At 72.9% G+C, this 22,991-nt stretch carries 18 protein-coding genes and 4 pseudogenes; 19 read left to right on the top strand and 3 right to left on the bottom strand.

The annotated features are described in order from the left end of the window. Window positions 1–191 precede the first annotated feature (191 nt). The 13 genes and pseudogenes from Pma05_RS09900 to Pma05_RS09840 all read left to right on the top strand — a co-directional run bounded on the left by Pma05_RS09900 (window position 192) and on the right by Pma05_RS09840 (window position 15,736). Window positions 192–899 carry a cell division protein SepF gene (locus Pma05_RS09900; protein ID WP_203857034.1) on the top strand — a complete coding sequence of 236 codons (708 nt, stop codon included), beginning with the start codon at window positions 192–194 and terminating at the stop codon, window positions 897–899. Window positions 900–928: 29 nt separating this feature from the next. Continuing rightward, window positions 929–1,225, top strand: a complete 297-nt coding sequence (locus Pma05_RS09895) for a YggT family protein (protein ID WP_203857115.1) — start codon at window positions 929–931, stop codon at window positions 1,223–1,225. A gap of 52 nt (window positions 1,226–1,277) precedes the next feature. After that, complete coding sequence (locus Pma05_RS09890; protein WP_203857033.1) at window positions 1,278–2,090, top strand: DivIVA domain-containing protein; 813 nt, start codon at window positions 1,278–1,280, stop codon at window positions 2,088–2,090. Window positions 2,091–2,161: 71 nt separating this feature from the next. Continuing rightward, window positions 2,162–2,887, top strand: a complete 726-nt coding sequence (locus Pma05_RS09885) for a hypothetical protein (protein ID WP_203857032.1) — start codon at window positions 2,162–2,164, stop codon at window positions 2,885–2,887. Window positions 2,888–2,947: 60 nt separating this feature from the next. Beyond that, a complete protein-coding gene (locus Pma05_RS09880) occupies window positions 2,948–3,253 on the top strand; it encodes a DUF167 domain-containing protein (RefSeq protein ID WP_203857114.1) in 306 nt (101 codons plus the stop codon). A gap of 118 nt (window positions 3,254–3,371) precedes the next feature. Beyond that, window positions 3,372–4,874: a potassium/proton antiporter gene (locus Pma05_RS09875; protein ID WP_203857031.1), complete on the top strand. Its 1,503-nt coding sequence runs from the start codon at window positions 3,372–3,374 to the stop codon at window positions 4,872–4,874. Window positions 4,875–5,305: 431 nt separating this feature from the next. Further along, window positions 5,306–5,725 carry a TraR/DksA family transcriptional regulator gene (locus tag Pma05_RS09870; RefSeq protein ID WP_130460673.1) on the top strand — a complete coding sequence of 140 codons (420 nt, stop codon included), beginning with the start codon at window positions 5,306–5,308 and terminating at the stop codon, window positions 5,723–5,725. 45 nt (window positions 5,726–5,770) lie between these two features. Further along, window positions 5,771–6,355, top strand: a pseudogene (gene lspA / locus Pma05_RS42455) (signal peptidase II); the annotation flags it as partial. Between the two features lie 374 nt (window positions 6,356–6,729). Beyond that, entirely contained in the window at window positions 6,730–7,608 is an 879-nt protein-coding gene (locus Pma05_RS09860) for an RluA family pseudouridine synthase (RefSeq protein ID WP_203857112.1), read from the top strand. Between the two features lie 38 nt (window positions 7,609–7,646). Beyond that, window positions 7,647–8,777: a hypothetical protein gene (locus tag Pma05_RS09855; RefSeq protein WP_203857030.1), complete on the top strand. Its 1,131-nt coding sequence runs from the start codon at window positions 7,647–7,649 to the stop codon at window positions 8,775–8,777. A 135-nt stretch (window positions 8,778–8,912) separates the two neighbouring features. Then, a complete protein-coding gene (locus tag Pma05_RS09850; RefSeq protein WP_203857029.1) occupies window positions 8,913–10,631 on the top strand; it encodes a MinD/ParA family ATP-binding protein in 1,719 nt (572 codons plus the stop codon). A 355-nt stretch (window positions 10,632–10,986) separates the two neighbouring features. Beyond that, entirely contained in the window at window positions 10,987–14,526 is a 3,540-nt protein-coding gene (gene dnaE / locus Pma05_RS09845; protein ID WP_203857028.1) for a DNA polymerase III subunit alpha, read from the top strand. 115 nt (window positions 14,527–14,641) lie between these two features. After that, complete coding sequence (locus Pma05_RS09840) at window positions 14,642–15,736, top strand: DUF2567 domain-containing protein (RefSeq protein WP_239312098.1); 1,095 nt, start codon at window positions 14,642–14,644, stop codon at window positions 15,734–15,736. On the opposite strand, the gene Pma05_RS09835 is transcribed toward Pma05_RS09840, so the two are convergent. The 3 genes and pseudogenes from Pma05_RS09835 to Pma05_RS43940 form a co-directional block, all read right to left on the bottom strand. Further along, window positions 15,651–16,406 carry an LON peptidase substrate-binding domain-containing protein gene (locus Pma05_RS09835; protein WP_203857027.1) on the bottom strand — a complete coding sequence of 252 codons (756 nt, stop codon included), beginning with the start codon at window positions 16,404–16,406 and terminating at the stop codon, window positions 15,651–15,653. The two genes, Pma05_RS09840 and Pma05_RS09835, sit on opposite strands and share 86 nt — an antisense overlap. A 9-nt stretch (window positions 16,407–16,415) precedes the next feature. Continuing rightward, entirely contained in the window at window positions 16,416–16,907 is a 492-nt protein-coding gene (locus tag Pma05_RS43945) for a zinc ribbon domain-containing protein (protein ID WP_203857026.1), read from the bottom strand. A 107-nt stretch (window positions 16,908–17,014) separates the two neighbouring features. Continuing rightward, window positions 17,015–17,263, bottom strand: a pseudogene (locus Pma05_RS43940) (hypothetical protein); the annotation flags it as partial. A 1,000-nt stretch (window positions 17,264–18,263) separates the two neighbouring features. Between Pma05_RS43940 and hisD the strand changes: the two are divergent. The 6 genes and pseudogenes from hisD to Pma05_RS09795 all read left to right on the top strand — a co-directional run. After that, window positions 18,264–19,568: pseudogene (gene hisD, locus Pma05_RS09820) on the top strand (histidinol dehydrogenase); the annotation flags it as partial. Between the two features lie 77 nt (window positions 19,569–19,645). After that, a pseudogene (locus Pma05_RS09815) lies at window positions 19,646–20,707 on the top strand (histidinol-phosphate transaminase); the annotation flags it as partial. Between the two features lie 206 nt (window positions 20,708–20,913). Further along, on the top strand, window positions 20,914–21,525 hold the full coding sequence (gene hisB, locus Pma05_RS09810) for an imidazoleglycerol-phosphate dehydratase HisB (protein WP_203857024.1): 612 nt from the start codon (window positions 20,914–20,916) through the stop codon (window positions 21,523–21,525). Further along, entirely contained in the window at window positions 21,525–21,698 is a 174-nt protein-coding gene (locus Pma05_RS09805; protein ID WP_203857023.1) for a CG2302 family histidine operon protein, read from the top strand. Before hisB ends, Pma05_RS09805 begins: the two co-directional genes overlap by 1 nt. A gap of 17 nt (window positions 21,699–21,715) precedes the next feature. Then, window positions 21,716–22,336 carry an imidazole glycerol phosphate synthase subunit HisH gene (hisH, locus tag Pma05_RS09800; RefSeq protein ID WP_203857110.1) on the top strand — a complete coding sequence of 207 codons (621 nt, stop codon included), beginning with the start codon at window positions 21,716–21,718 and terminating at the stop codon, window positions 22,334–22,336. 199 nt (window positions 22,337–22,535) lie between these two features. Continuing rightward, entirely contained in the window at window positions 22,536–22,862 is a 327-nt protein-coding gene (locus tag Pma05_RS09795) for a hypothetical protein (RefSeq protein WP_203857022.1), read from the top strand. Window positions 22,863–22,991: the final 129 nt, after the last annotated feature.

Raw genomic sequence — 22,991 nt, 5'->3', positions numbered from 1 at the left:
GACAACTGGACACCAAACTACATCAGTGTTGTTTGAGGCGACATCCCCACTGGCGGGGGTCGGGGTGAGACCGGTTTCACGGTCGTGCCAGGGGTTGCCGTCTCGGGCCGGTGGGCACTGCCAGTGTTCACGCGCGTGACAGGGGCACGGCACGGGGGGTGTGTGTCGCACGGCGGACGGAGGGGCGCGGGATGGGTGCACTGCGCAAGGCGGGGGTCTGGCTCGGGCTCGTCGAGGAGGACGACGAGCGGGCCTACGACGACGGTGGCTACGACAAGGGTGGCTACCGCGAGTCGCGTTACCGGCAGCGCCGGTACGCCGACGAGTTCGCCGACGAGGACGAGGAGCAGGACGAGGCTCCGCCACCGCCCCGGCCGCGGGCCGGTGAGCGGACCCGGCTCGCCGAGCGCAACGTCGGTCGGTCCGTCGAGCACGACCGCACCGATGGTGACCGTCCGGAGCGGACTGATCGCGCGGAGCGATCCAGCGTACGGTCGATCAGCCGGCCGAGCGGTGCCGAGCCGTCCACCGCGCTGACGTACCAGACCCGGGACAATCTCGCGCTCGCGCCGCAGGCCCAGGTGCGCGAGCGGCCGTTGCCGGTCGAGCAGCCGGAGCAGCGTTACCAGATCACGACGCTGCACGTCACGACCTACCGCGAGGGCCGCACCATCGGCGAGCACTTCCGGGACGGCGTCCCGGTGATCATCAACCTCACCGAGATGGACGAGGCCGATGCCCGCCGATTGGTCGATTTCGCGGCCGGTCTGGCGTTCGGGCTGCGCGGTACGATCGAGCGCGTGACCAACCGGGTGTTCCTACTCTCACCGGCTAACGTCCAGGTCACCGCGGAGGACAAGGCCAAGATCGCTGAGGGTGGGTTTTTCAGCCTGAGTTAGCCCGACCGAGGGATCCGCCTGCCGTGTTTCTGTCCATCCTGTTTCAGGTCCTCTACCTGATTCTCTACGTCTTCCTCCTGGTGCTTTTGGCCCGGTTTGTCCTAAGTGCCGTTCTACAGTACGGTCGCCGCTGGCAGCCGAGCCGGGGAGCGTCGGCGGGAATGGAGTCGGTGTGGAGCGTCACTGATCCGCCTCTCAAGGCGTTGAGGCGTGTGATCCCTCCATTGCGAATTGGTACCGTGAGCATCGACCTGGCCTCCCTTGTGCTCCTGGTTATCCTGTTCGTGCTGATGGAGTTCGTGTTAAGGCCGTTGATCGTCAGTTGAACAACCTGGTGACCGGCGTGCCACGCGGCCGCAACTGACCCGAGGAGTTTCGATGCCGCTGACCCCGGCCGACGTGCACAACGTCGCCTTCAAGAAGCCGCCTATCGGCAAGCGGGGGTACGACGAGGAGGAAGTCGACGCGTTTCTGGACGAGGTCGAGCGCGAGCTCGCCCGTCTGATCGAGGAGAACAACGAGCTGCGCGCCCAGGTGGAGCGCGGCGGTCGTGGCGGCGCACCAGCCGGCCCGGGCGCCGACCCCCGACTGGCCGCCGAGCTCAACGACGTCAAGGCACAGCTCGACCGGGTGCAGCGCGACAAGGCTCAGGCCGAGCAGGCCGCCCGGGCCATGCAGGCCGAGCTGGAGCAGGTCCGGGCCCAGGGCGGTCCGGCGGTCGGCGGTGGCGCCGACGGGGAGCAGCAGGCTCTCCGGGTGCTGATGATGGCGCAACGCACGGCGGACGACCACGTCTCCGACGCGCGCCGCGAGGCCGACAAGCTGCTCTCCGACGCCCGCACCAAGGCCGAGGAGGTCACCCGCGAGGCGCGGGCGAAGGCCGACGCGCTGGAGCGGGACGCCCGCCAGCGGCACCAGGAGGCCATGGGCGGCCTGGACGCCAAGCGCACCGCACTCCAGAAGCACATCGAGGAGCTCAAGCAGTTCGAGCGCGAATACCGCACCCGGCTCAAGGCATACCTGGAGAGCCAGTTGCGCGACCTCGACGGGCGTGGCCAGGGCCTGGAGGTGGAGATGACCCGGACCGACGGCAATCGGTCCGGCGGCAGCACCCCCGGCCTCGCCACCGCGGGCCTGGCGAACTCGTACGGCGGGAGCGGGCGCTCCGGCGCACTCGAGACCGGGCGCTGATCCCCTCGGGGACCAGCGCGGTACGACAGGACGCCGTACGACAACCGGAACCGATGCGTCGGGGGTGAGCCGTGATAGTCGGCAGTCTGGTGCTCATCCTCGCCGCCGTCGCGCTGCTGGTGCTCGGCCTGGCGAGCGGGTCGAGCGGGCTGCTGATCAGCTCGATCGCGGTCAGCCTGCTGGCCGCCGTCGCGCTGGTGGTGGGGGCCCGGCAGGCGGCCGGGGTGCGGGGCGCGGCCAGCGGCTTCGCTCCGGAGGGTCCCGACGACGACGGGCTGACCGCCCGGGGCGGCGGCGAGGCGGGCGACCCCCGCCGTCGCCGGCCACCGACCAACACCCGGATGGCACCGACCGACCCCCGTCTCGGTGGGAACGGTGCGGCCGATCCGTTCGCCGAGAGCGGGTCGGTGCTGACCGAGCCCGTCGAGGTCACGGTCCCCGCCCAGGCCACCCGGTCCGGCGCAGACAACGACGACACCGGCTGGCGGCAACCGGCCGGCGCGTCGGAGGCGCCCGCGGCCGGTCCGGTCGGGCAGGGCGAGCCGGACGACGACGTCCCGGCGGACGAGCCGGCACCCCAGCCGGTCTCCGAGGCCGACGCCGCGCTGGTCGCCGCCCTGCTGGACGACGTGTACGTGGTCGACGGCCGGCCGCGCTACCACCTCGCCGACTGTGCACACCTGTCCGGTCGGGAGAGCGAACCAATTCCGGTGAGCGAGGCGGTGGAGCTCGGCTTCACCCCGTGTGGGCGCTGCGAGCCGGACACTGCCCTGCTCACCGATGCGCGCCAGGACTGACGGCGGGGCGCCGGCGGCCTCCGGCGTACCGGGAGCGCGGGCGGTTCCGGTGTGCGCGCCGTGACCGGGCGTACCGCGCTGACCGTCGCGGTCCGGGTCAAGCCCGGCGCGTCCCGGGCCCGGGTCGGCGGCCGGTTCGACGGCCCGTACGGGCCCGCGCTGGTGATCGCGGTGCATCCGCCAGCGGCCGACGGGCGGGCCACCGAGGCGGCCCGGCGGGCGCTCGCCGAGGCGCTCCGGCTGCGGCCGGCGGCGGTCAGCCTGCGTACCGGTGCGGCGAGCCGCGACAAGTTGTTCCTGGTGGACGGGGCCGATTCCGAGGTCGACGCGCGGCTGCGCCAACTGCGCGACGGACCCGTGCGGTGAAGCCTTTCCGGCCTCCCGTCGCGGTCCCTCGTGACCGCCGTCGGACGTCGAGGCGCATCCGCCGCGCGGTTCAGGGCGGAACCGGTTCGGTGATCGCCCGGCCCCGTGCGCGGCGGCCGTGACCGATCGGCTCGACGTCGCCCTGCTGATCGGCGCGGCGGTACTCCTCGTCGCCGTCGGCGCGGTCCGGCTCTCGACCCGGCTCGGCGTACCGAGCCTGCTGGTCTATCTCGCCATCGGGGTGGCGATCGGCGAGTCCGGCCTCGGCATCCGGTTCGACGACGTCGAACTGACCCGGGCGCTCGGCTTCTGCGCGCTGATAGTGATCATCGCCGAGGGTGGCCTGACCGCCCGGTGGAGCACCCTGCGACCGGTACTCGGCATCTCCGTCACGCTGGCCACCGTCGGGGTGGTGGTCAGCATCGGGGTGGTCGGGGCGGTGGTGCACGCCCTGCTCGGCCTGGACTGGCGGCTCGCCCTGCTCTACGGTGCGGTGCTCTCCTCCACCGACGCGGCGGCGGTCTTCGCCACGCTGCGCTGGCTGCGGCTGCCGCGCCGGCTGGTGACCACCCTGGAGGCCGAGTCGGGGATGAACGACGCCCCGGTGGTACTGCTGGTGGTGCTGCTCTCCACCTCGTCGCTTGCCGGCCACGACTGGTGGTACGACGTGCTGCTCGTCTGCTACGAGCTGGCCGTCGGTGCCGTACTCGGCTTCGGGGTGGGGATGCTCGGGCGCTGGACGCTGCGCCGGGCCGCCCTGCCCTCCTCGGGGCTCTATCCGATCGCCGCGGTCGGCCTCACCGTGCTGGCGTACGGGGTGGCGACCGTGTCGCACGCCTCCGGCTTCATCGCGGTCTACGTCGCCGGGGTGGTACTCGGCAACTCGCGGTTGCCGCACCGGCAGGCGATCCTCGGTTTCGCCGACGGGTTGGCCTGGCTGGCCCAGATCGGCCTCTTCGTGCTGCTCGGCCTGCTCAGCTCGCCGGGCCGGCTGGAGGACGCGCTGCTGCCCGCCGTGGTCGCCGGACTGGCGCTGACCTTCCTGGCCCGGCCGCTGTCGGTACTGGTCAGCGGGCTCGGGTTCCGGGTACGCCCGCGCGAGCAGGCGTTCCTCTCCTGGGCCGGGCTGCGTGGCGCGGTGCCGATCGTGCTGGCCACGATCCCGCTCTCCGAGGGGCTGCCCGGCGCCGCCCAGCTCTTCGACACCGTCTTCGTGCTGGTGGTGATCTTCACGTTGGTGCAGGCCGGCACGCTGGCTCCGGTGGCCCGCCGGCTGGGCATCGCCGCCCCGGCCGAGCTGACCGAGCTGCGGGTGGAGACCGCTCCGCTGGAACGGATGCAGGCGGACCTGTTGCAGTTGGAGATCCCGCCGGGGTCGCGGCTGGTCGGCGTACACCTGGACGAGCTGCGGTTGCCGGTGGGTGCCTCGGTCACCCTGGTCTCCCGGGACGGTGTCGGGTTCGTGCCCGCGCCGGACACCCGGCTGAAGGTCGGGGACAGCCTGTTGATCGTGGCCACCGCCCGGGTCCGCGACGAGGTCGAGCGGCGGCTACGGGCGGTGAACCGGCGCGGCCGGCTGGCCCGCTGGTTTGGGGAGTACGGCGACGACCGCAACAAATAATGCTATTGTTCCTTTTGCCCGGTTTGCGGATTATTACGGGTTGAAATCGGTAACATCGGTGCGGCATGTTGTCGGACGTCTGTACGTTCCGTATTCTTGCCAACCTCCGGAGTGCGCGGCGTCCTGCCGCGCGCCCGTTTTGCAATTGGGGGACGTCGTGGTCGGACGGGCGAGGGTCGGAGGTAAGACAACCGGAAAGTCTGGTTGGTCCGCGCCCGGCGCCGCCCGACAGCCCCGCACCGCCGCGCGGCATCGGCGTCCGGCGCCCCCGGGACCCGGCGGCGGCGGATCCCGTCGCCGGCCGTACCCCACCGGTCGCGCCCGCCGGAGCGACCGCACCGCGCAGGACCCGCCGGACCGTCACGGGAGCGTCGGAGGTTCCTGTCCAGGCACGGCCGATCGCCGCGGAGTCCGCGGCCGAGGGAGCGACGATGGCTAAGCCAGCAGAGACCAGGACCGCCGGCCGCAAGTCGGCACCGAAGGCGTCGCGCAGCGCTGCGGAGACCGAGAAGATCCGCGCCGCGCTGGCGGCCCGCCGGGACGAACTCCGTGCCGAGTACGATCAGACGCTGAGCGAGATCACCGAGCTACAGCGCGACCGGTTGACCGACTCGGCCGGGGACGACCAGGCCGACACCGGCACCAAGACGTTCGAGCGGGAGCAGGAGATCTCCCTCGCCAACAGCATCCTGGAACGCATCACCCAGGTGGAGCGGGCCCTGGAGCGGCTTGACGAGGGCAGCTACGGCTGGTGCGAGCGGTGCGGCAACCCGATCCCGGTGGAGCGGCTCGCCGCGTTCCCGTCCGCCACGCTGTGCGTCTCGTGCAAGCAGTTGGAGGAGCGCCGGTGACCCCCACCGGGTGGTGAACCTCAGGAAAGGGAACCCCTGCTGAACATCGACGACGAGCGGACGACCATCGACGACGAGCCGACCGCCGAGGCCCGGGCGACCGGGTCCGGGTCGGATCGACCCGCCCCGGGGCGGACCCGGCGGGTGGCGGTCACGGTACTGCTGGCCACCGCCGTACTGGCCTGGCTCGCCGATCTCGGCACGAAGCACCTCGCCCTGGCGACCCTGACCGACCAGGACCCGGTACGCCTGCTCGGCGGTGCGGTCTATCTGACCCTGACCCGCAACAGCGGAGCCGCGTTCAGTCTCGCCTCCGACCACACCTGGGTATTCCCGCTGGTCACCGCAGGGGTGATCGGCTGGATCGGCTGGATGGCGGTCCGGCTGCGCTCGCTGCCCTGGGCGATCTCGCTCGGTCTCGTACTCGGCGGGGCGATCGGCAACCTGACCGACCGGATCTTCCGGGCCCCCGGCGTCTTCGTCGGGCACGTGGTCGACATGGTCAGCCTCTTCGACCCGTACGGGCAGGTCTGGCCGATCTTCAACGTGGCCGACAGTGCCCTGGTCAGCGGTGTCGTCCTGGCGGTACTGCTGGAACTGACCGGGCGGCAGCGGGACGGTACCCGGCTGCGCTCCCGCCCGAAGAGCACCGACCCGGCTTCGGGTACCCCGTCGAGCGGGTCCGGGCGGGACGGCGCCGGAGCCGACCGGGCCGCCGAGCCCGCGCCGGCCTCCGGGGCGGCGACCGAGTCGGCCGGGGCTTCCGGGGCGTCGGCTGAGTTGGCCGGGGGCTCCGGGGTGTCGGCTGGGTCGCCCCCGGCTTCCGGGGGGTCGACCGAGTCGGCTGCGGCGACCGGGGCGGCGGCCGAGACCGCCGCGGCCGGGAGCCGGACCGAGGCCGAGACCGAGCGACGGGACCTGTCGTGACCTCCATCTCCGACGCGGGTCCGGTGCGGCCCACCGGCGACCGGCGCTCCCTGCCGGTACCCGACGGACTCGACGGCATGCGGCTGGACCAGGCGGTCTCCCGGCTCTTCGGCCTCTCCCGGACGGTGGCGGCGGCGCTGGTCGAGGCCGGTGACGCCCTCGTCGACGGCGCCGCCCGGCCCAAGTCCGACCGGGTCTCGGCCGGCTCCTGGCTGGAGGTGGTGCTGCCCGCGCCGCCCACCGCGCCGACCGTCATCCCGGAGACGGTGCCCGGACTGCGGGTGGTCTACTCCGACGACGACATCGTGGTGGTCGACAAGCCTGTCGGGGTGGCGGCGCACCCGAGCCCGGGGTGGACCGGCCCGACGGTGATCGGCGGGCTGGCCGCGCTCGGGCACACCATCGCGACCAGCGGCGCCGCCGAGCGGCAGGGCGTCGTGCACCGGCTCGACGTCGGTACCACCGGCGTGATGGTGGTGGCCAAGAGCGAGCAGGCGTACAGCCTGCTGAAGCGGGCGTTCAAGGCGCGCGAGGTGGAGAAGCGCTACCACGCGGTGGTGCAGGGTCACCTCGACCCGCTGCGCGGCACGGTCGACGCGCCGATCGACCGGCACCCGACCCACGACTACCGCTGGGCGGTGGTGTCCGGCGGCAAGCCGAGCATCACCCACTACGACACCCTGGAGGCGTTTCCGGCGGCGAGCCTGCTCGACGTACGGCTGGAGACCGGGCGTACGCACCAGATCCGGGTGCACCTCTCCACCCTGCGGCACCCGTGTGTCGGTGATCTGACATACGGTGCCGATCCAACCCTGGCGGCCAGGCTCCAGCTCACCCGTCAGTGGCTGCACGCCCGCGAGTTGGCCTTCGCGCACCCCCGGACGGCCGAGCAGGTCCGGTTCGTCAGCGACTACCCTGACGACCTGGAAGTTGCACTCCGCATCCTGCGCGACTGACCGACCGGCAGGGATCACCCGACGAGGGAGTTTCGTCCGTGCGCCTCGGCGACCTGTTGCGACAGTTGGACAGCCGACTGTTGCCGCCCCTGGCCCGGGGCATGGCCCGACTCGGGCACGGCCGGCTCCGGCTCCGGCTGCTGACCACGGTCGCGCTGCTCTGCTCGGTGGCCGTACTCGTCACCGCCGTGTGGGCGGCCGATCGGCGACCGGCCGGCGACCAGACCGTCGGCGAGGTCACCCGGGTCGGGGTGGTGCAGGGGCAGTCCATCCCCGGCTACGTGGAGGCGAGCCGGGGCGAGCTGCGGGCGCTGGTCGCGGCCGGTGCGGCCGAGCCGGCGCAGCCGACGTACGCCCTGGTGACCATGTCGGCCTACCTGGCGCCGGACCGGCTGACCCCGGTGCTGACCGGGATCGGTGTCTCGGAGGTCTTCGCCCGGCTGTGGCGTCCCGGCACCCAGACCGAGATCGTCCGGATCCCGGCCCAGCGGGTCCCGGACGACGTGCTCGCCGGGATGTCGGAGATCGCGGCGCGCAAGGACCAGGAGGTCCAGGACTACCAGGAGCGGGCCGCCGGGGTCACCGGCGACGGCGCCCGGGAGCGGGAACTGCGGCAGTTCTACTCCAGCGGCGCCCGGGTCGCCGACGAGGAGGCGACGGCCTACCGGGCCCGGTGCTCGTGCGTCTATGCCGCCGTGGTGCGGGGTGAACCGGCCGCGCTGGAGCGGGTCGCCGCCCGATCCGAGGTGCGGGCGGTGGACCCGGCCCCGGAGGTACAGCGGCTGGACCGTACGGTCTTCACGCCGCCACTGCCCGAGCAGCACGACGTGGTGCGTCCGCCGGCCGACGCGAGCCTGCCACCGGCCGAGGGCGACGGGACCGGCGGGCCGGACACCGGACGTGAGCCGGGTACGGACCCGGCCGCCCCGCCGAACTCGACCGACCCGGTGGCCGAGCCACCCGTCGACCCGCCGGTCGGGGTGACCGCCGGCCCGGCCGATCCCGGGGCGACCGAACCGCCGCCCCCCGTGGACTCGCCGCCCGACGAGCTTCCGCCGGCGCCGGACCCGTCGGCCGATTCGCCGTCGGCCGAGATACCGTCGGACCGGCCGCCGGTCGAGGCACCCCCGGCCGACCTGCCCGCCACCGGGGCGAGTGGCGGAGCGTGACGGTGGGCGGCACGGTGGACGTCTGGTCGTCGGCGGGCACGCCGACGGTGGTGGATGCGCTCCCTAGGTGGCCCGAATAGGGTTTGCTTCGTAGCCTGTCAGGGCGGGGACCGATGGTGCTGGGAGGGGCGAGCCGTGGACGGCACCGAGACCGGCTGGGGCCGGCCGGCGGAATCAGCGCCGCGCTGGCGGGCGCTGCTCGACCGGGCCCTGCACGGCGGCCGGGGCGACGAGCAGCAGGACCTCGACGAACGACCCGGTACAGAGCCGGCTGCCGAGGGCGGTCACGCCGCCGGCCGGTTCGCCGGCAACGGTTATCCCGGCAGGCCGGAGCCGGACTCCCGGACCCCCGGTTATCCGGCTGCCCCCGGTTATCCGGCCGCGCCCGGATACGGCGGCGGAGCCGCGCCGGCCCCGCCGGGTCCGTCGGGCGAGTCCCGCTACGCCGCCCTCGAGAACGGCTACCGGCCCGATCCCGGCTTCGGCTCCGGACGCCCGGCCGAGTCCGGCTACCGGCCCGGTCCCGGGCATCCTGCCGAGCCGGGCTTCCGGTCCGGCCCGGACTACCGGACGGGTGCCGACCGGCGGGAGCCGGATTATCCGCCCGGCGGCTACCGGCCGGATCCCGGCTACCGGCCCGAGCCGGTGGAGCCCTACCGCCCCGAGCCGGCCGGGCCGGACTTCCCGGGCGAGTCCCGCTACGCGGCGCTCGGCAGCGGATACCAGCCGCCACCGCCGGTGGTGCCGGCACCGCGTCCAGCCCTGCCCGGCCCGCCGATCCCGGCCCGCCACCCCGACCCGGGTGCCGCCCCGGCCCTGCCGCACCGGCCGGTGCCGCCGCCCGCCACCGGCCGGTCGGTTCCGGCGCCCCGTACCTCGCTGGCGCTGCCGGTCACGCCGGGGTCGCCGGCCGCCCCGCCGATGGCCCCGGCACCGGGTCATCCGCCGGCCCCCGGCTATCCGGCGGCGGACGTCGGGTACGCCCCGGTGTCCCGCCGGGCCAGCCTGGACCCCTATCCGGGCCGGCAGCAGCGGTCGGTCGACCCCGAGGTGGAACGCGCCCGGAACGTGCTCCGCCGCGAACTCGGCTCACCCCGGGTGGTCGCCTTCGCCAACCCGAAGGGCGGCGTGCACAAGACCACGGCGACGGTGCTCGCCGCCGCGACGGTGGGCAGCGTACGTGGCCGTGGGGTGCTCGCCTGGGACGACAACGAACTGCGCGGCACCCTCGGCCTCCGGGCCGGCAGCGCCCGGCACGCCCGGACCATCCGGCACCTGGTCGCCGACCTGATCGAGATCGAGGTGCTGCCCAGTACCCAGTTGATCGAACGGCTCGACGACTACCTCCGGCACGCCTCCGACGGCTCGTACGACGTGCTGGCCGGCGAGGAGAGCCCCCGGTTCGCCCAGCGCCTCGACCAGCACACCGTCCGGCGGGTGCTGGAGCTGCTCCGCCGTACCCACGACGTGATCTGCGTGGACACCGGCAACAACGTGGAGAGTTCCAACTGGCAGACGGTGCTGCGCGCCGCCGACCAACTGGTGGTCACCACGGTGCCCCGGGAGGACGCCGCGTTCACCGCCGACTGGATGCTCGACCTGCTGCACGACATCGGCATGGGCGAGCTGGCCGACAACGCGGTCACGCTGCTCTCCTGCCCGACGCCGGGCCGGTCGCCGCTGCTCGATGACCTGAAGCGGCACTTCGCCACCCGGACCAGGGCGGTGGCGGTGGTGCCGTACGACCCGGCGCTGGAGACCGGCTCGTCGATCGAGCACACCCACCTGGCGCAGGAGACCCGGGACGCCTGGCTCCAGGCGGCGTCGATGATGCTGGAGCCGTTCGCCCGCTGATCCGGCGCCGTACCGTCCGTTCCGCCGAGCTGTCCGGGTCGGGCCGGTGGCGGGTGCTCCGGGCCGGGTTCGGTCCGGGACGCACCGGTCGGGCGACACGCCCGAAGGCGGAATGTGTGGCACCTCGCCCGGACGGGTGTCAAGCCTGGAGACCGACGGGCCCGGGGACTAGGCTCGGTGGCCGGCGGTCGCGCGTCGGGGTACGCGCCCTGCCGTCGGGGCACGGATCGTGCCGTCCGGCCTGCGCTCGCCAGGCGCTGCGTGGTGCCGTTTGGGGGATGCGCCGCTGGGTGACCGGCAGCCGCCGTTTCGTCGGCGGGCCGGCCGGCGGTCGCGTGAGGGAAGGGGGCCCTGGGTGTCTGACTCGTTCGTGCACCTGCATGTGCACACCGAGTATTCGATGCTCGACGGGGCGGCCCGACTCAAGGAGTTGTTCGCCGAGACCGACCGGCTGGGCATGCCGGCGCTGGCGATGACCGACCACGGCAACCTCTTCGGCGCGTACGACTTCCACAAGCAGGCCACGGCCGCCGGGGTGAAGCCGATCATCGGTGTCGAGTCCTACGTGACGCCGAACACGCTGCGGCAGGAGCGGACCCGGGTGCGGTGGGCGGACGGCGGGGAGAACGACGTCTCCGGTGGTGGTGCGTACACGCACATGACGATGATCGCCGCGGACGCGGATGGTCTGCGGAACCTGTTTCGGCTGAACTCGCGTTCGAGCCTGGAGGGTTACTACTTCAAGCCGCGGGCGGACCGGGAACTGTTGCACGAGTACGGCAAGGGGATCATCGCGACGACCGGTTGCCCGTCGGGTGAGGTGCAGACCTGGCTGCGGATCGGGAACTTCGAGAAGGCGTGCGAGTCGGCGGCGGAGTTCCGGGACATCTTCGGGGCGGAGAACTACTACCTGGAGGTGATGGATCACGGGCTCGACATCGAGACCCGGATCCGGCAGGACCTGATCCGGCTGGGTAAGAAGCTCAACCTGAAGCCGGTGGCCACCAACGACCTGCACTACACGTACGAGAAGGACGCGGACGCGCACGAGGTGCTGCTCTGTGTGCAGTCCGGTTCGACGCTGGCCGACCCGAAGCGGTTCAAGTTCGACGCCCGGGACTTCTATCTGAAGTCGCCGGCCGAGATGCGGGCGCTCTGGGACGCCGAGGTGCCGGGGGCCTGCGACAGCACCCTGGAGATCGCCGAGAAGATCGGCGACTACTCGGCGCTGTTCGCCTCCCGCAACCTGATGCCGCAGTTCCCGGTGCCGGCGGGGGAGACCGAGGAGACGTACCTGCGCAAGGAGGTGATGCGTGGGCTGGAGCGGCGGTTCCCGGGCGGGGTGCCGGAGGACCGGCGTAGGCAGGCGGAATACGAGCTCGACGTCATCATCAAGATGGGCTTCCCGGGCTACTTCCTGGTCACCGCCGACCTCATCGCGTACGCCAAGCGGGAGGGGATCCGGGTCGGGCCGGGGCGGGGCTCGGCGGCGGGTGCGCTGATCGCGTACGCGCTCGGCATCACCGAGCTGGACCCGATGGCGCACGGCCTGCTCTTCGAACGGTTCCTCAATCCCGACCGCGTCTCGATGCCCGACATCGACATGGACTTCGACGAGCGTAGGCGCGGTGACATGATCCGCTACGCCACCGAGAAGTACGGCGAGGCGCGGGTCGCGCAGATCATCACGTACGGCACGATCAAGGCGAAGGCGGCGATCAAGGACGCGGCCCGGGTCCTCGGCTATCCGTTCGCGATGGGTGACCGGATCACCAAGGCGATGCCCCCGGCGGTGATGGGCAAGGACATCCCGCTCGGCGGCATCTTCGACCCGGGTCACCCGCGCTACCAGGAGGCGGCCGAGTTCCGGCAGCTCTACGACGGCGACGGCGAGGTACGCAAGGTCGTCGACACCGCCAAGGGCCTCGAAGGGCTCAAGCGGCAGTGGGGGGTGCACGCGGCGGGCGTGATCCTGTCCCGCGATCCGCTGCTCGACGTGCTGCCGATCCACAAGCGTGAGCAGGACGGCTCGATCATCACCCAGTGGGACATGGGTGCCTGCGAGACCATCGGCCTGCTCAAGATGGACTTCCTGGGCCTGCGCAACCTGACCATCATGGACGACGCCCTGGACGCCATCCGGGACAACCGGGGCGAGGAACTGGTCCTGGAGGACCTGCCGCTGGACGACAAGGCGACGTACGCCCTGCTCGGCCGGGGCGACACCCTCGGGGTGTTCCAGTTCGACGGCGGCCCGATGCGGGCACTGCTCCGCTCGATGGCGCCGGACAACTTCGAGGACATCTCGGCGGTCGGCGCGCTCTACCGACCCGGTCCGATGGGCGCCAACGCGCACAACGAGTACGCCGACCGCAAGAACAACCGCAAGCCGGTGGTGCCGATCCACCCCGAACTCGCCGAGTCGTTGCAGGACATCCTCGGCGACACCTACGGGTTGATCGTCTACCAGGAGCAGGTCATGGCGATCGCCCAGAAGGTCGCCGGGTACACCCTCGGCGCCGCGGACCTGCTCCGCCGGGCGATGGGCAAGAAGAAGAAGGAGATCCTCGACAAGGAGTTCAAGCCGTTCGCCGCCGGCATGAAGGACAACGGCTACACCGACGCGGCGATCAAGACGCTCTGGGACATCCTGGTCCCGTTCTCCGACTACGCGTTCAACAAGGCGCACAGCGCGGCATACGGGGTGGTCTCCTACTGGACCGCCTACCTGAAGGCGAACTATCCGGCGGAGTACATGAGCGCGCTGCTCACCTCCGTCGGCGACGACAAGGACAAGTCGGCGGTCTACCTGGCCGAGTGCCGGCGGATGGGCATCAAGGTGCTGCCGCCGGACGTCAACGAGTCCAACGCCCGGTTCGCGGCCGTCGGCACCGACATCCGGTTCGGGCTGGCCGCCGTCCGTAACGTCGGCGCGAACGTGGTCGAGTCGATCCGGCGGTCCCGCAGGGAGAAGGGCAACTTCACCGACTTCTACGACTACCTGCGCAAGGTCGACGCGGTGGCCTGCAACAAGAAGACCATCGAATCGCTGATCAAGGCGGGCGCGTACGACTCGCTCGGGCACGCCCGCAAGGGGCTGCTCGCCGTACACACCGACGCGATCGACTCGTTCATCGCGCTCAAGCGCAACGAGGCGGTCGGCCAGTACGACCTGTTCGGCGACGCGTTCGGCGGTGGCGATGACGGCGGCGCCGGTGGCGGCATGGTGGTGACCCCGCCGATCCCGTCCGGCGAGTGGGACAAGACCGACCTGCTCACCTTCGAGCGCGAGATGCTCGGCCTCTACGTCTCCGACCATCCGCTCTTCGGCGTCGAGCACGTACTCGCCGCCGCCGCCGACATGTCCATCGCGGCGCTCGCCGAGGAGGGCGGGGTCGCCGACGGGCAGGTGGTCAACCTGGCCGGCATCCTCTCCGGGGTGCAGCGCCGGATCACCAAACAGGGCCGGGCGTGGGCCTCGGCCACCCTGGAGGACCTCGGCGGCGCCGTCGAGGTGCTCTTCTTCCCGAACACCTACGAGCTGGTCGGGCAGTACATCGCCGAGGACGCGATCGTGGTGGTCAAGGGCCGGGTCGACCGCCGCGACGACCAGCCCCGGCTGATGGCGATGGACCTTTCGATGCCCGACATCACTGCGGCGGACGAGGTCAAGCCGGTGGTACTGGCCCTGCCGCCGTCCCGCTGCACGCCGCCGCTGGTCGAGCGGCTCCGCGAGGTGCTGACCAGCCATCCCGGCTCGGCCGAGGTGCACGTCAAACTCGTCAACGGTTCCCGGGCCACCCTGCTGCGGCTCAGCCCGCTCCGGGTCGCCCCCACCACCGCGCTGATGGCCGACCTCAAGGCACTACTCGGGCCGAGCGCCGTCGCGGGCTGAGTGGCGCCGGGCCGACGGCCCTAGACCGGGGCCGGAGGGGACCGCCGGCCACTCCGGCGCGGGCTACCCCCGGGTCGGGCCTCCGAAGGGTGGCTGGGCCTGAGAGGATCAACGTGTGAGTCCGGCAACCTCCCCTTCCGACGGCCCGCTCGGCGACGGCGAACACGGAGGTGCCGGCGTACCGCCGCCGCCTCCGCCGGCAGCCCCGACCCCGCCGTACGGCACACCCGCCGGGCCGGCCCCGGGCACGCCGACCGGTTCGGGCACGCCGACCGGTTCGGGCACGCCGACCGGTTCGGGCACGCCGACCGGCTCGGGTGCGTTGACTGGCTCGGGCGTGCCGGTCGGCTCGGGTGCGTCGGTCGGAGCTGGTCCGGGTACTCCGGGTCCGCCGGCCGGGGTGGGGCCGGTCGTGGACCCGCTCGGCTGGCCCGGGCCGGACCCGGCCACCGCGAACGGCACCTGGCCGGCTCCGGTCGGTCCGCCCGGTGTCGCCCAGCCGGTCGACGGCAACCCGGCCCGCCGACTGTTCCGGGGCGGGGCGGCGAGCGTCGGCGCACTGCTGGTGTTGATCCTGCTGGGCATCCCGTTCGGCCTGCTCTGGTCGGTCGTGTCACCGGGGGTACCGGTGGTGCAGACCGAGGACGGCGCACTGCTGGCCGCGCCGCAGCCGGAGGAGTTCATCGCCGCCGACGGCTGGTTCAGCGTGCTCGGGTTCGGCCTCGGCGTGCTGGCCGCGATCGTGATGTGGCTGGTGTTGCGCCGCCACCGGGGCCCGGTCGGCATGCTGGTGGTGGTGTTCGGCATGCTCGGCGCCGCCGTACTGGCCTGGCAGCTCGGCCGGCAGATCGGCCTTTCCGGCTACGAGCGGCTGCTGGCCAGCGCCCCGCCCGGGGCGACGTTCAGCAAGCCGCCGGACCTGCACGGCGGGCAGTACGACCTGCTGCTCGGGTTCATCCCCGCGATCCAGGACCTGCTGGTGCCGGCGTTCGGCGCCGCGGTGATGTATACCCTGCTGGCCGGCTGGTCCCGGTATCCGGGGCTGCGGCCCGAGGCAGAGCCCGTGTTCCGGCCCGAGGCAGAGCCCGTGTTCCGGCCCGAGGTGGAGCCGGCACCCCGGCCGCTCAGTTGGGACTTGCCGGTACCGCCAGCTCCGTCAGCGGCACCGGCACCGCCCGTACCTGACGCAACAGAGCCGCCTCGCGATTGAGCAGCCGGAGTTCCGCGCTCAGCCGGCCGGCGGTGTCCGGTGTCGCCAGCAGGCGCTGCCGGTCGGTGAGGGTGAGCGCGGCGGTCGCGGCCACCAGGTGCGACAGCACGGTGGGGTCGTCCGGCAACTGCTCGGAGATCTCCTCCGGATCGTCCCGGACCAGCGTGAGATAGCGCCGGAAGACCGACAGCACCCGGGGGGCGAGCAGGTCGGCGAGCTGCTCCTGCCCGGCCGGCTCGGGCAGCCACTCCACCTCGGCGGTCAGGTACGGGGTGGCGCCCTCCTCGACCCCGGCGATCCGGAACCGTCGGCGGCCGACGGTGACCACGTCCAGCCGGCCGTCCGGCAGCTCGGTCACCTGCCGGAGTTCGGCGGTGCAGCCGACCTCGTGCAGGGTGACCGGCGAACCGTTCGGGTGCCGGTCGGTCAGCCCTGGCCGGCCCGACCGCGGCTCCGGCCCGATGCCGGACTCCGGCTCCGGGCCGGCGGAGACCGATGCCGACCCGCCGCGGCGGATGGCGACCACGCCGAACTCCCGGGGCGTGCCGTCCGGCAGGCCGCGCAGGTGCCGCATCAGTTCGAGATAGCGCGCCTCGAAAATGTGCAACGGCAGGACCAGGCCGGGAAAGAGCACCGTCCCGAGCGGAAACACCGGCAGCCGCGCGTCCACGGTCCGAGACTAGTGCGGTGTCCACCAAAGTTCACCGGGTCTCCCGGTGGTCTTGTGGATCCTCGCCTGTTGGGCGAGCGACTCCCCACCGTGTGGTTGGTGGGGCGGGCCACCGTTGGCCAACCGATCCGCACGCCGCCCGGGGTGTTGTGGTGGGCGGCGGGGGTCACGTCGGGACTGGCCGGCACCGGGTAGGTGTCGGCCGGCTCGACGGTGCGTGACCACCCCACCCGACACCACCGGCACAGCGGTGGCGGCAGCGGGTGGGGTGGTGGGTCCGCCGCCCGGGGTGCGGGTGGCGATGATGGCCGCCGCGACCAGGTCACGATGGCCCCTGTATTCGCAGTGCGGGCAGCTGAGATTCCTACCCCGAGGCTTCGATATCCGCCGGGTGCAGGCGGGGCAGGTCGACGACGTCCCCCGCTCGTCGACCAGATCGACCCTGATCCCGGCCAGGGGGCCTTGTCGTGGAGGATACGGATGAGGTGACCGATCTGCCACTGCCGCAACCGCAGGTTATGCCGCCGCCCCGCCTTGAGATCGAGGACACCACGCGGGTCACCAACCCGCAGTACACCGACTTGGTGGGTGACGGCCCAGCCGATCACGGTCTTCGCGGCTTCGTGTTGGGCCTGTCGGATCCGCCGCCGATGCCGACCCTCCACCAGCTGGGCCCGACGTCGGTACTGGCGCCACCGCCGCGACCCCCGCCGCCCCTTTGCGGGTGCCCGGCTGGCGGCCGCCCGACGGCGCTTCTTCGTGTCAGCGAGGTGTTGGCGGTGTTCGGCCCGGATGGCCCGCCCTGACACCAACAGGGCCTGCCCGTCGGGGCCGGCGACCGCGTACGGGTGGATCACACCGAGGTCCAGGCCGGCCACCCGCTGCGGGTCCGGACCGCACCCCGGCTCGGGTTCCACGACCGGGATCTCGGCGGTCACGTCTAGGTACAGGCGGCCGGCCTCGGACAGCAGGGTGACCGACCGGACTTGCTCGGCTGGGTACGGCAGGCGTCGGGCCAGCCGCAGCCACAACGGGGCCGTGCCACGAGCGGTCGGGACCCGCACCCGATGGTCTTCGATTGTGAAGGTGCCGTGGTACCAGCGCACGGGCAGCAGGAACCGGCGACGACGCGGAAAGCGGGCCGATATGTCGCCGCTGTTGCGGCGTTTCGCCGCCCCGAACCAGGCGTCGGAGAACCGGCGTAATACCGAGCGGGCACCCCTCGAGTCCAACTCCCCGAATGTGCCCGGTCCGGCAGCGGCCAACTCCCGGCACAACTCCTGACAACCCACCAACGGCACGTCCCGACGAGCCCGACGCCACGCGTTGACCTCCAACACACACGCCCACACATCTCCCGCCGACCGGAGCAGGCCGAAGCACCGCCGCCGCTGACCAACCGTCAACCGCAGCCCCACCCGCGCAGTCCGATACACCGCTGCAGGAGCGGCCGGATCCCGACGACGAGGCACCAGCACAGTGAAACCCGCGGGTACGACGGAAACCCGGCGAACGTTACTGGACACCGCACTCATGTGTGGCGGCCCTGCCAAATAGTCCACGACATTGAGTTGTCTGTCCGGGTTTGCCTTGTGACGGGCCGGGTTCCGGGCGTGAGAGGTCGGCCCGCCCGGCCGGTCTGCCCACTCCGACCGGTTCCGTTGTTGGTCGTGCCACGGGCCGCCCTTACGCAGGCCAGACCGGCGCCCGGCGGTGGTGTACCCGCCGTCGCCCAGAATGGTGCGGCCGCCTCGTCGGGCGGTGCTGGCCCGCCCACCCGGCCGGGTGGTCCGGCTCACCGTCCCGCCGGCTGGGCGGACGCGGCCCGGTCGGTGGGCGCCGAATAGACTGCCAAGGGTGTTGAACCGGATCGACCTGCGCGGTGGTTGGCGCGACCCGCGCGCCCTGCTGCCCCGTGCCCAGCTTGACGTCTCCGTGGCGGTGGAGAAGATCCGCCCGATCGTGGAGGCGGTCCGCGAGCATGGTTTCCCGGCGATCCAGGACGCCACACATCGGCTCGACGGCCTGCGGCTGGACCGGTTCCGGGTGCCGGTCGAGGCGATCACCGAGGCCGAGTCGACGCTGGAGCCGGAGGTCCGGGCCGCGCTGGTCGAGGCGATAGACCGGGCCCGCCGGGTGCACGCCGACCAGCGGCGGGTCGACGTGACCACCGAGGTCGTCCCGGGCGGTACCGTCACCGAGCGCTGGGTCCCGGTCGACCGGGTCGGGCTGTACGTCCCCGGCGGCCTCGCCATGTACCCCTCGACCGTGGTGATGAACGTGGTGCCGGCCCAGGCGGCCGGGGTCCGCTCGCTGGTGGTGGCGAGCCCGCCGCAGCAGGAGAACGGCGGCCTGCCCGACGCCCGGGTGCTGGCCGCCTGCGCGCTGCTCGGCGTCGACGAGGTATACGCGGTCGGCGGCGCCCAGGCGATCGCCATGCTGGCGTACGGGGCGGCCACGGATGCGGGTGGGGAGACCCGGTGCGAGCCGGTCGACATGATCACCGGTCCGGGCAACATCTGGGTCACCGCCGCCAAGCGGCTGCTGCGCGGCGTGGTCGGGATCGACGCCGAGGCCGGCCCGACCGAGATCGCCGTACTCGCCGACGAGACCGCCGACCCGGTGCACGTGGCGGCCGACCTGATCAGCCAGGCCGAGCACGATCCGCTGGCCGCGAGCGTGCTGGTCACCCCGTCGGTCGAGTTGGTCGAGGCGGTCGACCGGGAACTGCGCCGGCAGGTGCCGGAGACCAAGCACGCCGACCGGATCGGCACCGCGCTCGGCGGGCCGCAGAGCGGTGCGGTACTCGTCGACGACCTGGCGGCGGGGCTGCGGGTGGTCGACCTCTACGCCGCCGAGCACCTGGAGATCCAGACCCGGGACGCCCGCGCCTGGGCGATGCGGGTACGCAACGCCGGGGCGATCTTCGTCGGCCCGTACGCGCCGGTGTCGCTCGGCGACTACTGCGCCGGCTCCAACCACGTGCTGCCGACCGGCGGTTGCGCCCGGCACTCCTCGGGGCTGTCGGTGCAGTCCTTCCTGCGCGGCATCCACATCGTCGAATACGACGAGGCGGCGCTCCGGGACACCGCCCGGCACGTGGTGACCTTGGCCGCCGTGGAGGACCTCCCCGCACACGGCCAGGCGGTCCGGGTCCGGTTCCAGGAGCAGACCGGTGGGGCCTTCCCGGAGAGCCTCGGCGGGACGTTCCCGGAGAGCACCGACGGGGCGGCGACGACGTGACCTCCCTCGACGATCTGCCGATCCGCGACGACCTGCGCGGGCGCCGCCCGTACGGGGCGCCGCAGCTCGACGTGCCGGTGCGGCTGAACACCAACGAGAACTCGTACCCGGTGCCGGAGCCGGTGGTGGAGGCGATCGGCAAGGCGGTCGCGGCCGAGCTGCGGGACCTGAACCGCTATCCGGACCGGGACGCGGTGGCGCTCCGGGCCGACCTGGCCGACTATCTCGGGCACGGGCTGGGCACCGGCAACGTGTGGGCGGCGAACGGCTCCAACGAGGTCCAGCAGCAACTGTTGCAGGTCTTCGGCGGGCCGGGGCGGACGGCGCTCGGCTTCACCCCGGCGTACTCGATGCATCCACTGCTCGCCACCGGCACCGGCACGGCGTGGCGGGACGGCAACCGGGGCCCCGACTTCGGGCTGACCGCCGCCGACGCCGTCGCGCAGGTCCGCGAACACCGGCCGGACCTGGTCTTCCTCTGCTCGCCGAACAACCCGACCGGTACCGCGCTGGACCCGGAGGTGCTGGACGCGGTGCTGGCCGAGGCGCCCGGGATGGTGGTGGTGGACGAGGCGTACGCGGAATTCGCCCGCCCCGGCACCCCGACCGCGCTGGCCCTGCTGCCCGGCCACCCCCGGCTGGTGGTGACCCGGACCATGAGCAAGGCGTTCGGCTTCGCCGGCGGGCGACTCGGCTACCTCGCCGCCGACCCGGCGGTGGTGGACGCGGTGCAGCTCGTCCGGCTGCCCTACCACCTTTCGGCGCTCACCCAGGCCGCCGCCCGGGCGGCGCTGGCGCACCGGGACCTGCTGCTCGGCACCGTCGAGGCGATCAAGGAGCAGCGGGACCGGATCGTCGCCGGGCTGCGGTTGCGCGGCCGGAGGGTCGCCGACAGCGACGCCAATTTCGTGCTCTTCGAGGTCGGTGACGACGAGCGGGTGGCCTGGCGGGCTCTGCTCGACCACGGCGTGCTGGTCCGCGACGTCGGGCTGCCCGGCTGGCTCCGGGTCACCGCCGGCACGCCGCAGGAGACCGACGCCTTCCTCACCGCCATAGAAGCCGCCATAGAATCGGTGCCGACCGGCTCCGACTCCGGCCTGACCGGCTCCGACTCCGGCCTGACCGGCTCCGGCCCGACCGGTCCGCGACCGGCGGCCACCGGCCCGGCGCCGACCGACTCCGGGACGGTGTGATGCGTTACCGAACAGCAGGTCGGCCGACCCGGACACCCAGTCGGCCGCCCCGGACAGCGAAAGGTCCTACCGTGAGCAGAACCGCCCGGGTCGAGCGGACCACGGCCGAGACCAAGGTGCTCGTCGAACTGGATCTCGACGGCTCCGGACAGGCCGACATCACCACCGGGGTCGGCTTCTACGACCACATGCTCCACCAGATCGCCCGGCACGGCGGTTTCGACCTGACCGTGCACACGGTCGGCGACCTGGAGATCGACGCCCACCACACCGTCGAGGACACTTCGCTGGCCCTCGGCACCGCCTTCGACCAGGCACTCGGCAACAAGATCGGCATCCGGCGGTACGGCTCGGCCACCATCCCGATGGACGAGGTGCTGGTGCGGGCCGCCGTCGACGTCTCCGGCCGGCCGTACGTGGTGCACGACGAGCCGGCGCTGGCGCCGTACATCGGGCCGGTCTATCCGACCAGCATGACCCGGCACATCTGGGAGTCCTTCGGGCAGTCCGCCCGGCTGACCCTGCACGTCTCGGTGCTCCGGGCCGCCCGGCCCGGCGGGCACCCGGACGCGCACCACGTGGTGGAGGGACAGTTCAAGGCGGTCGCCCGGGCGCTGCGCGAGGCGGTGGCGATCGACCCACGGTCGGCCGGCGCGGTGCCGAGCACCAAGGGGCTGCTCTGATGGGAGCCGTCCTGCCGGTGGCGCTCTTCGCGCTGGGTGGCGTGCTGATCGGTGGCGCCTGGTCGCTGCACCGCCAGGGGGCGCCGCGCCGGACACTGGTGATCGTCGGCCTGCTGGCCGTGCTGGCCACCGCCGGGGGCCTGCTGTGGCTCGTACCCGGACAGAGCGGATGACCGCCGACCGGCCGGCGCTGCCCCGGGTGGTGGTGCTGGACTACGGCTCCGGCAACCTGCGCTCCGCGCAGCGGGCGGTGGCCCGGGCCGGCGCCGAGGTGACGGTCACCGACGACCTCGACGCGGCGGCCGACGCCGACGGCCTGGTGGTGCCCGGCGTCGGCGCCTTCGCCGCCTGCATGGCCGGGATCGAGGCGCTGCGGGCCGGGCCGGTGATCGCCGAGCGGGTCGCGGCGGGCCGCCCGGTGCTGGGCATCTGCGTCGGCATGCAGGTCCTCTTCGAGTACGGCGAGGAGCACGGCGTCGTCACCAAGGGGCTGGGCCTGCTGCCCGGCGGGGTGACCGGGCTGGCCGCCCAGCGGGTGCCGCACATGGGCTGGAACATGGTCACACCACCGCCCGGATCCCGGCTCTTCGCCGGCCTGCCGGTCGACGCCCGGTTCTACTTCGTGCACTCCTACGCCCCGACCGACGCCGCCGCGCTGACCGACGCCGGTGCGCTGCCGACCACCGCCGAGCACGGCGGACGGTTCGTGGCGGCGGTGGAGCGCGGCCCACTGTCGGCTGCCCAGTTCCATCCGGAGAAGTCCGCCGAGGCCGGCCGGATCCTGCTGCACAACTGGCTGGCCACACTGTGACCGCGCCCGTCCCCGCGTCCCGGACCGGGACCGTTCCGGTGTCCCTGACCGCGCCCGTCCCCGCGTCCCTGACCGCGCCCGTTCCGGTGTCCCTGACCGGGACCTTTGCGGTGTCCCGGACCGTCCCCGTCCCCGTCCCCGTCCCCGCGCCCGGGGCCGGGGCCGTCCCGGCCTGCGGTGTCGGGGCAGGTGCCGCCCGGTGAGCAAAGAACGGGCCCGTCGCCGCGCGGTCCGGCTGGCCGAGGTGGAACGGGAACGGGCCGCCCGGGCCCGACGGGTGGCCCGCCGCCAGCGTCGGCGTACCCTGCTGCGCCGGCTCAGCCCGAAGCTGCCGGACCGGCGTACCGGGCGGTTGTTCGCGCGGCGCAGCCGGGGCGAGCGGGCCGGCGTGGTCGTACTCTCGGTGGCGGCGGTGATCGGCATCTGGCTGCTCGTCGACGACCTGGCCCTGCGGCTCGGCCTGATCGCACTGCTGTTGCTGGTGCTGCCGGCGGTCGTGGTGATCGCGCTGGGCCGCCGGACCTGAGCCCATCGCAGATGCACCCAAACCCTGTTCCGGCTGCCCGGCCCGCCGGGCTCCCGCCCCGCCCCGCCCCGGCCCGCTCGCTCCAGCCCGGCCCGTTTCCCACCGATCACCGGACCCGGCCGGCGGGCC

It is taken from the genome of Plantactinospora mayteni (assembly GCF_016862935.1).
GTDB classification, from domain to species: Bacteria; Actinomycetota; Actinomycetes; order Mycobacteriales; family Micromonosporaceae; genus Plantactinospora; species Plantactinospora mayteni.
The sequence above is the reverse complement of the archived record's forward strand: the minus strand, read 5'-3'. Positions and strand labels throughout refer to the sequence as shown.

Coding starts and splice junctions, on each gene's coding strand:
- Pma05_RS09900 (WP_203857034.1), top strand. CDS start 192: ATGGGTGCACTGCGCAAGGCGGGGGTCTGGCTCGGGCTCGTCGAGGAG.
- Pma05_RS09890 (WP_203857033.1), top strand. CDS start 1,278: ATGCCGCTGACCCCGGCCGACGTGCACAACGTCGCCTTCAAGAAGCCG.
- Pma05_RS09870 (WP_130460673.1), top strand. CDS start 5,306: ATGGCTAAGCCAGCAGAGACCAGGACCGCCGGCCGCAAGTCGGCACCG.
- Pma05_RS09860 (WP_203857112.1), top strand. CDS start 6,730: ATGCGGCTGGACCAGGCGGTCTCCCGGCTCTTCGGCCTCTCCCGGACG.
- Pma05_RS09805 (WP_203857023.1), top strand. CDS start 21,525: ATGGGAGCCGTCCTGCCGGTGGCGCTCTTCGCGCTGGGTGGCGTGCTG.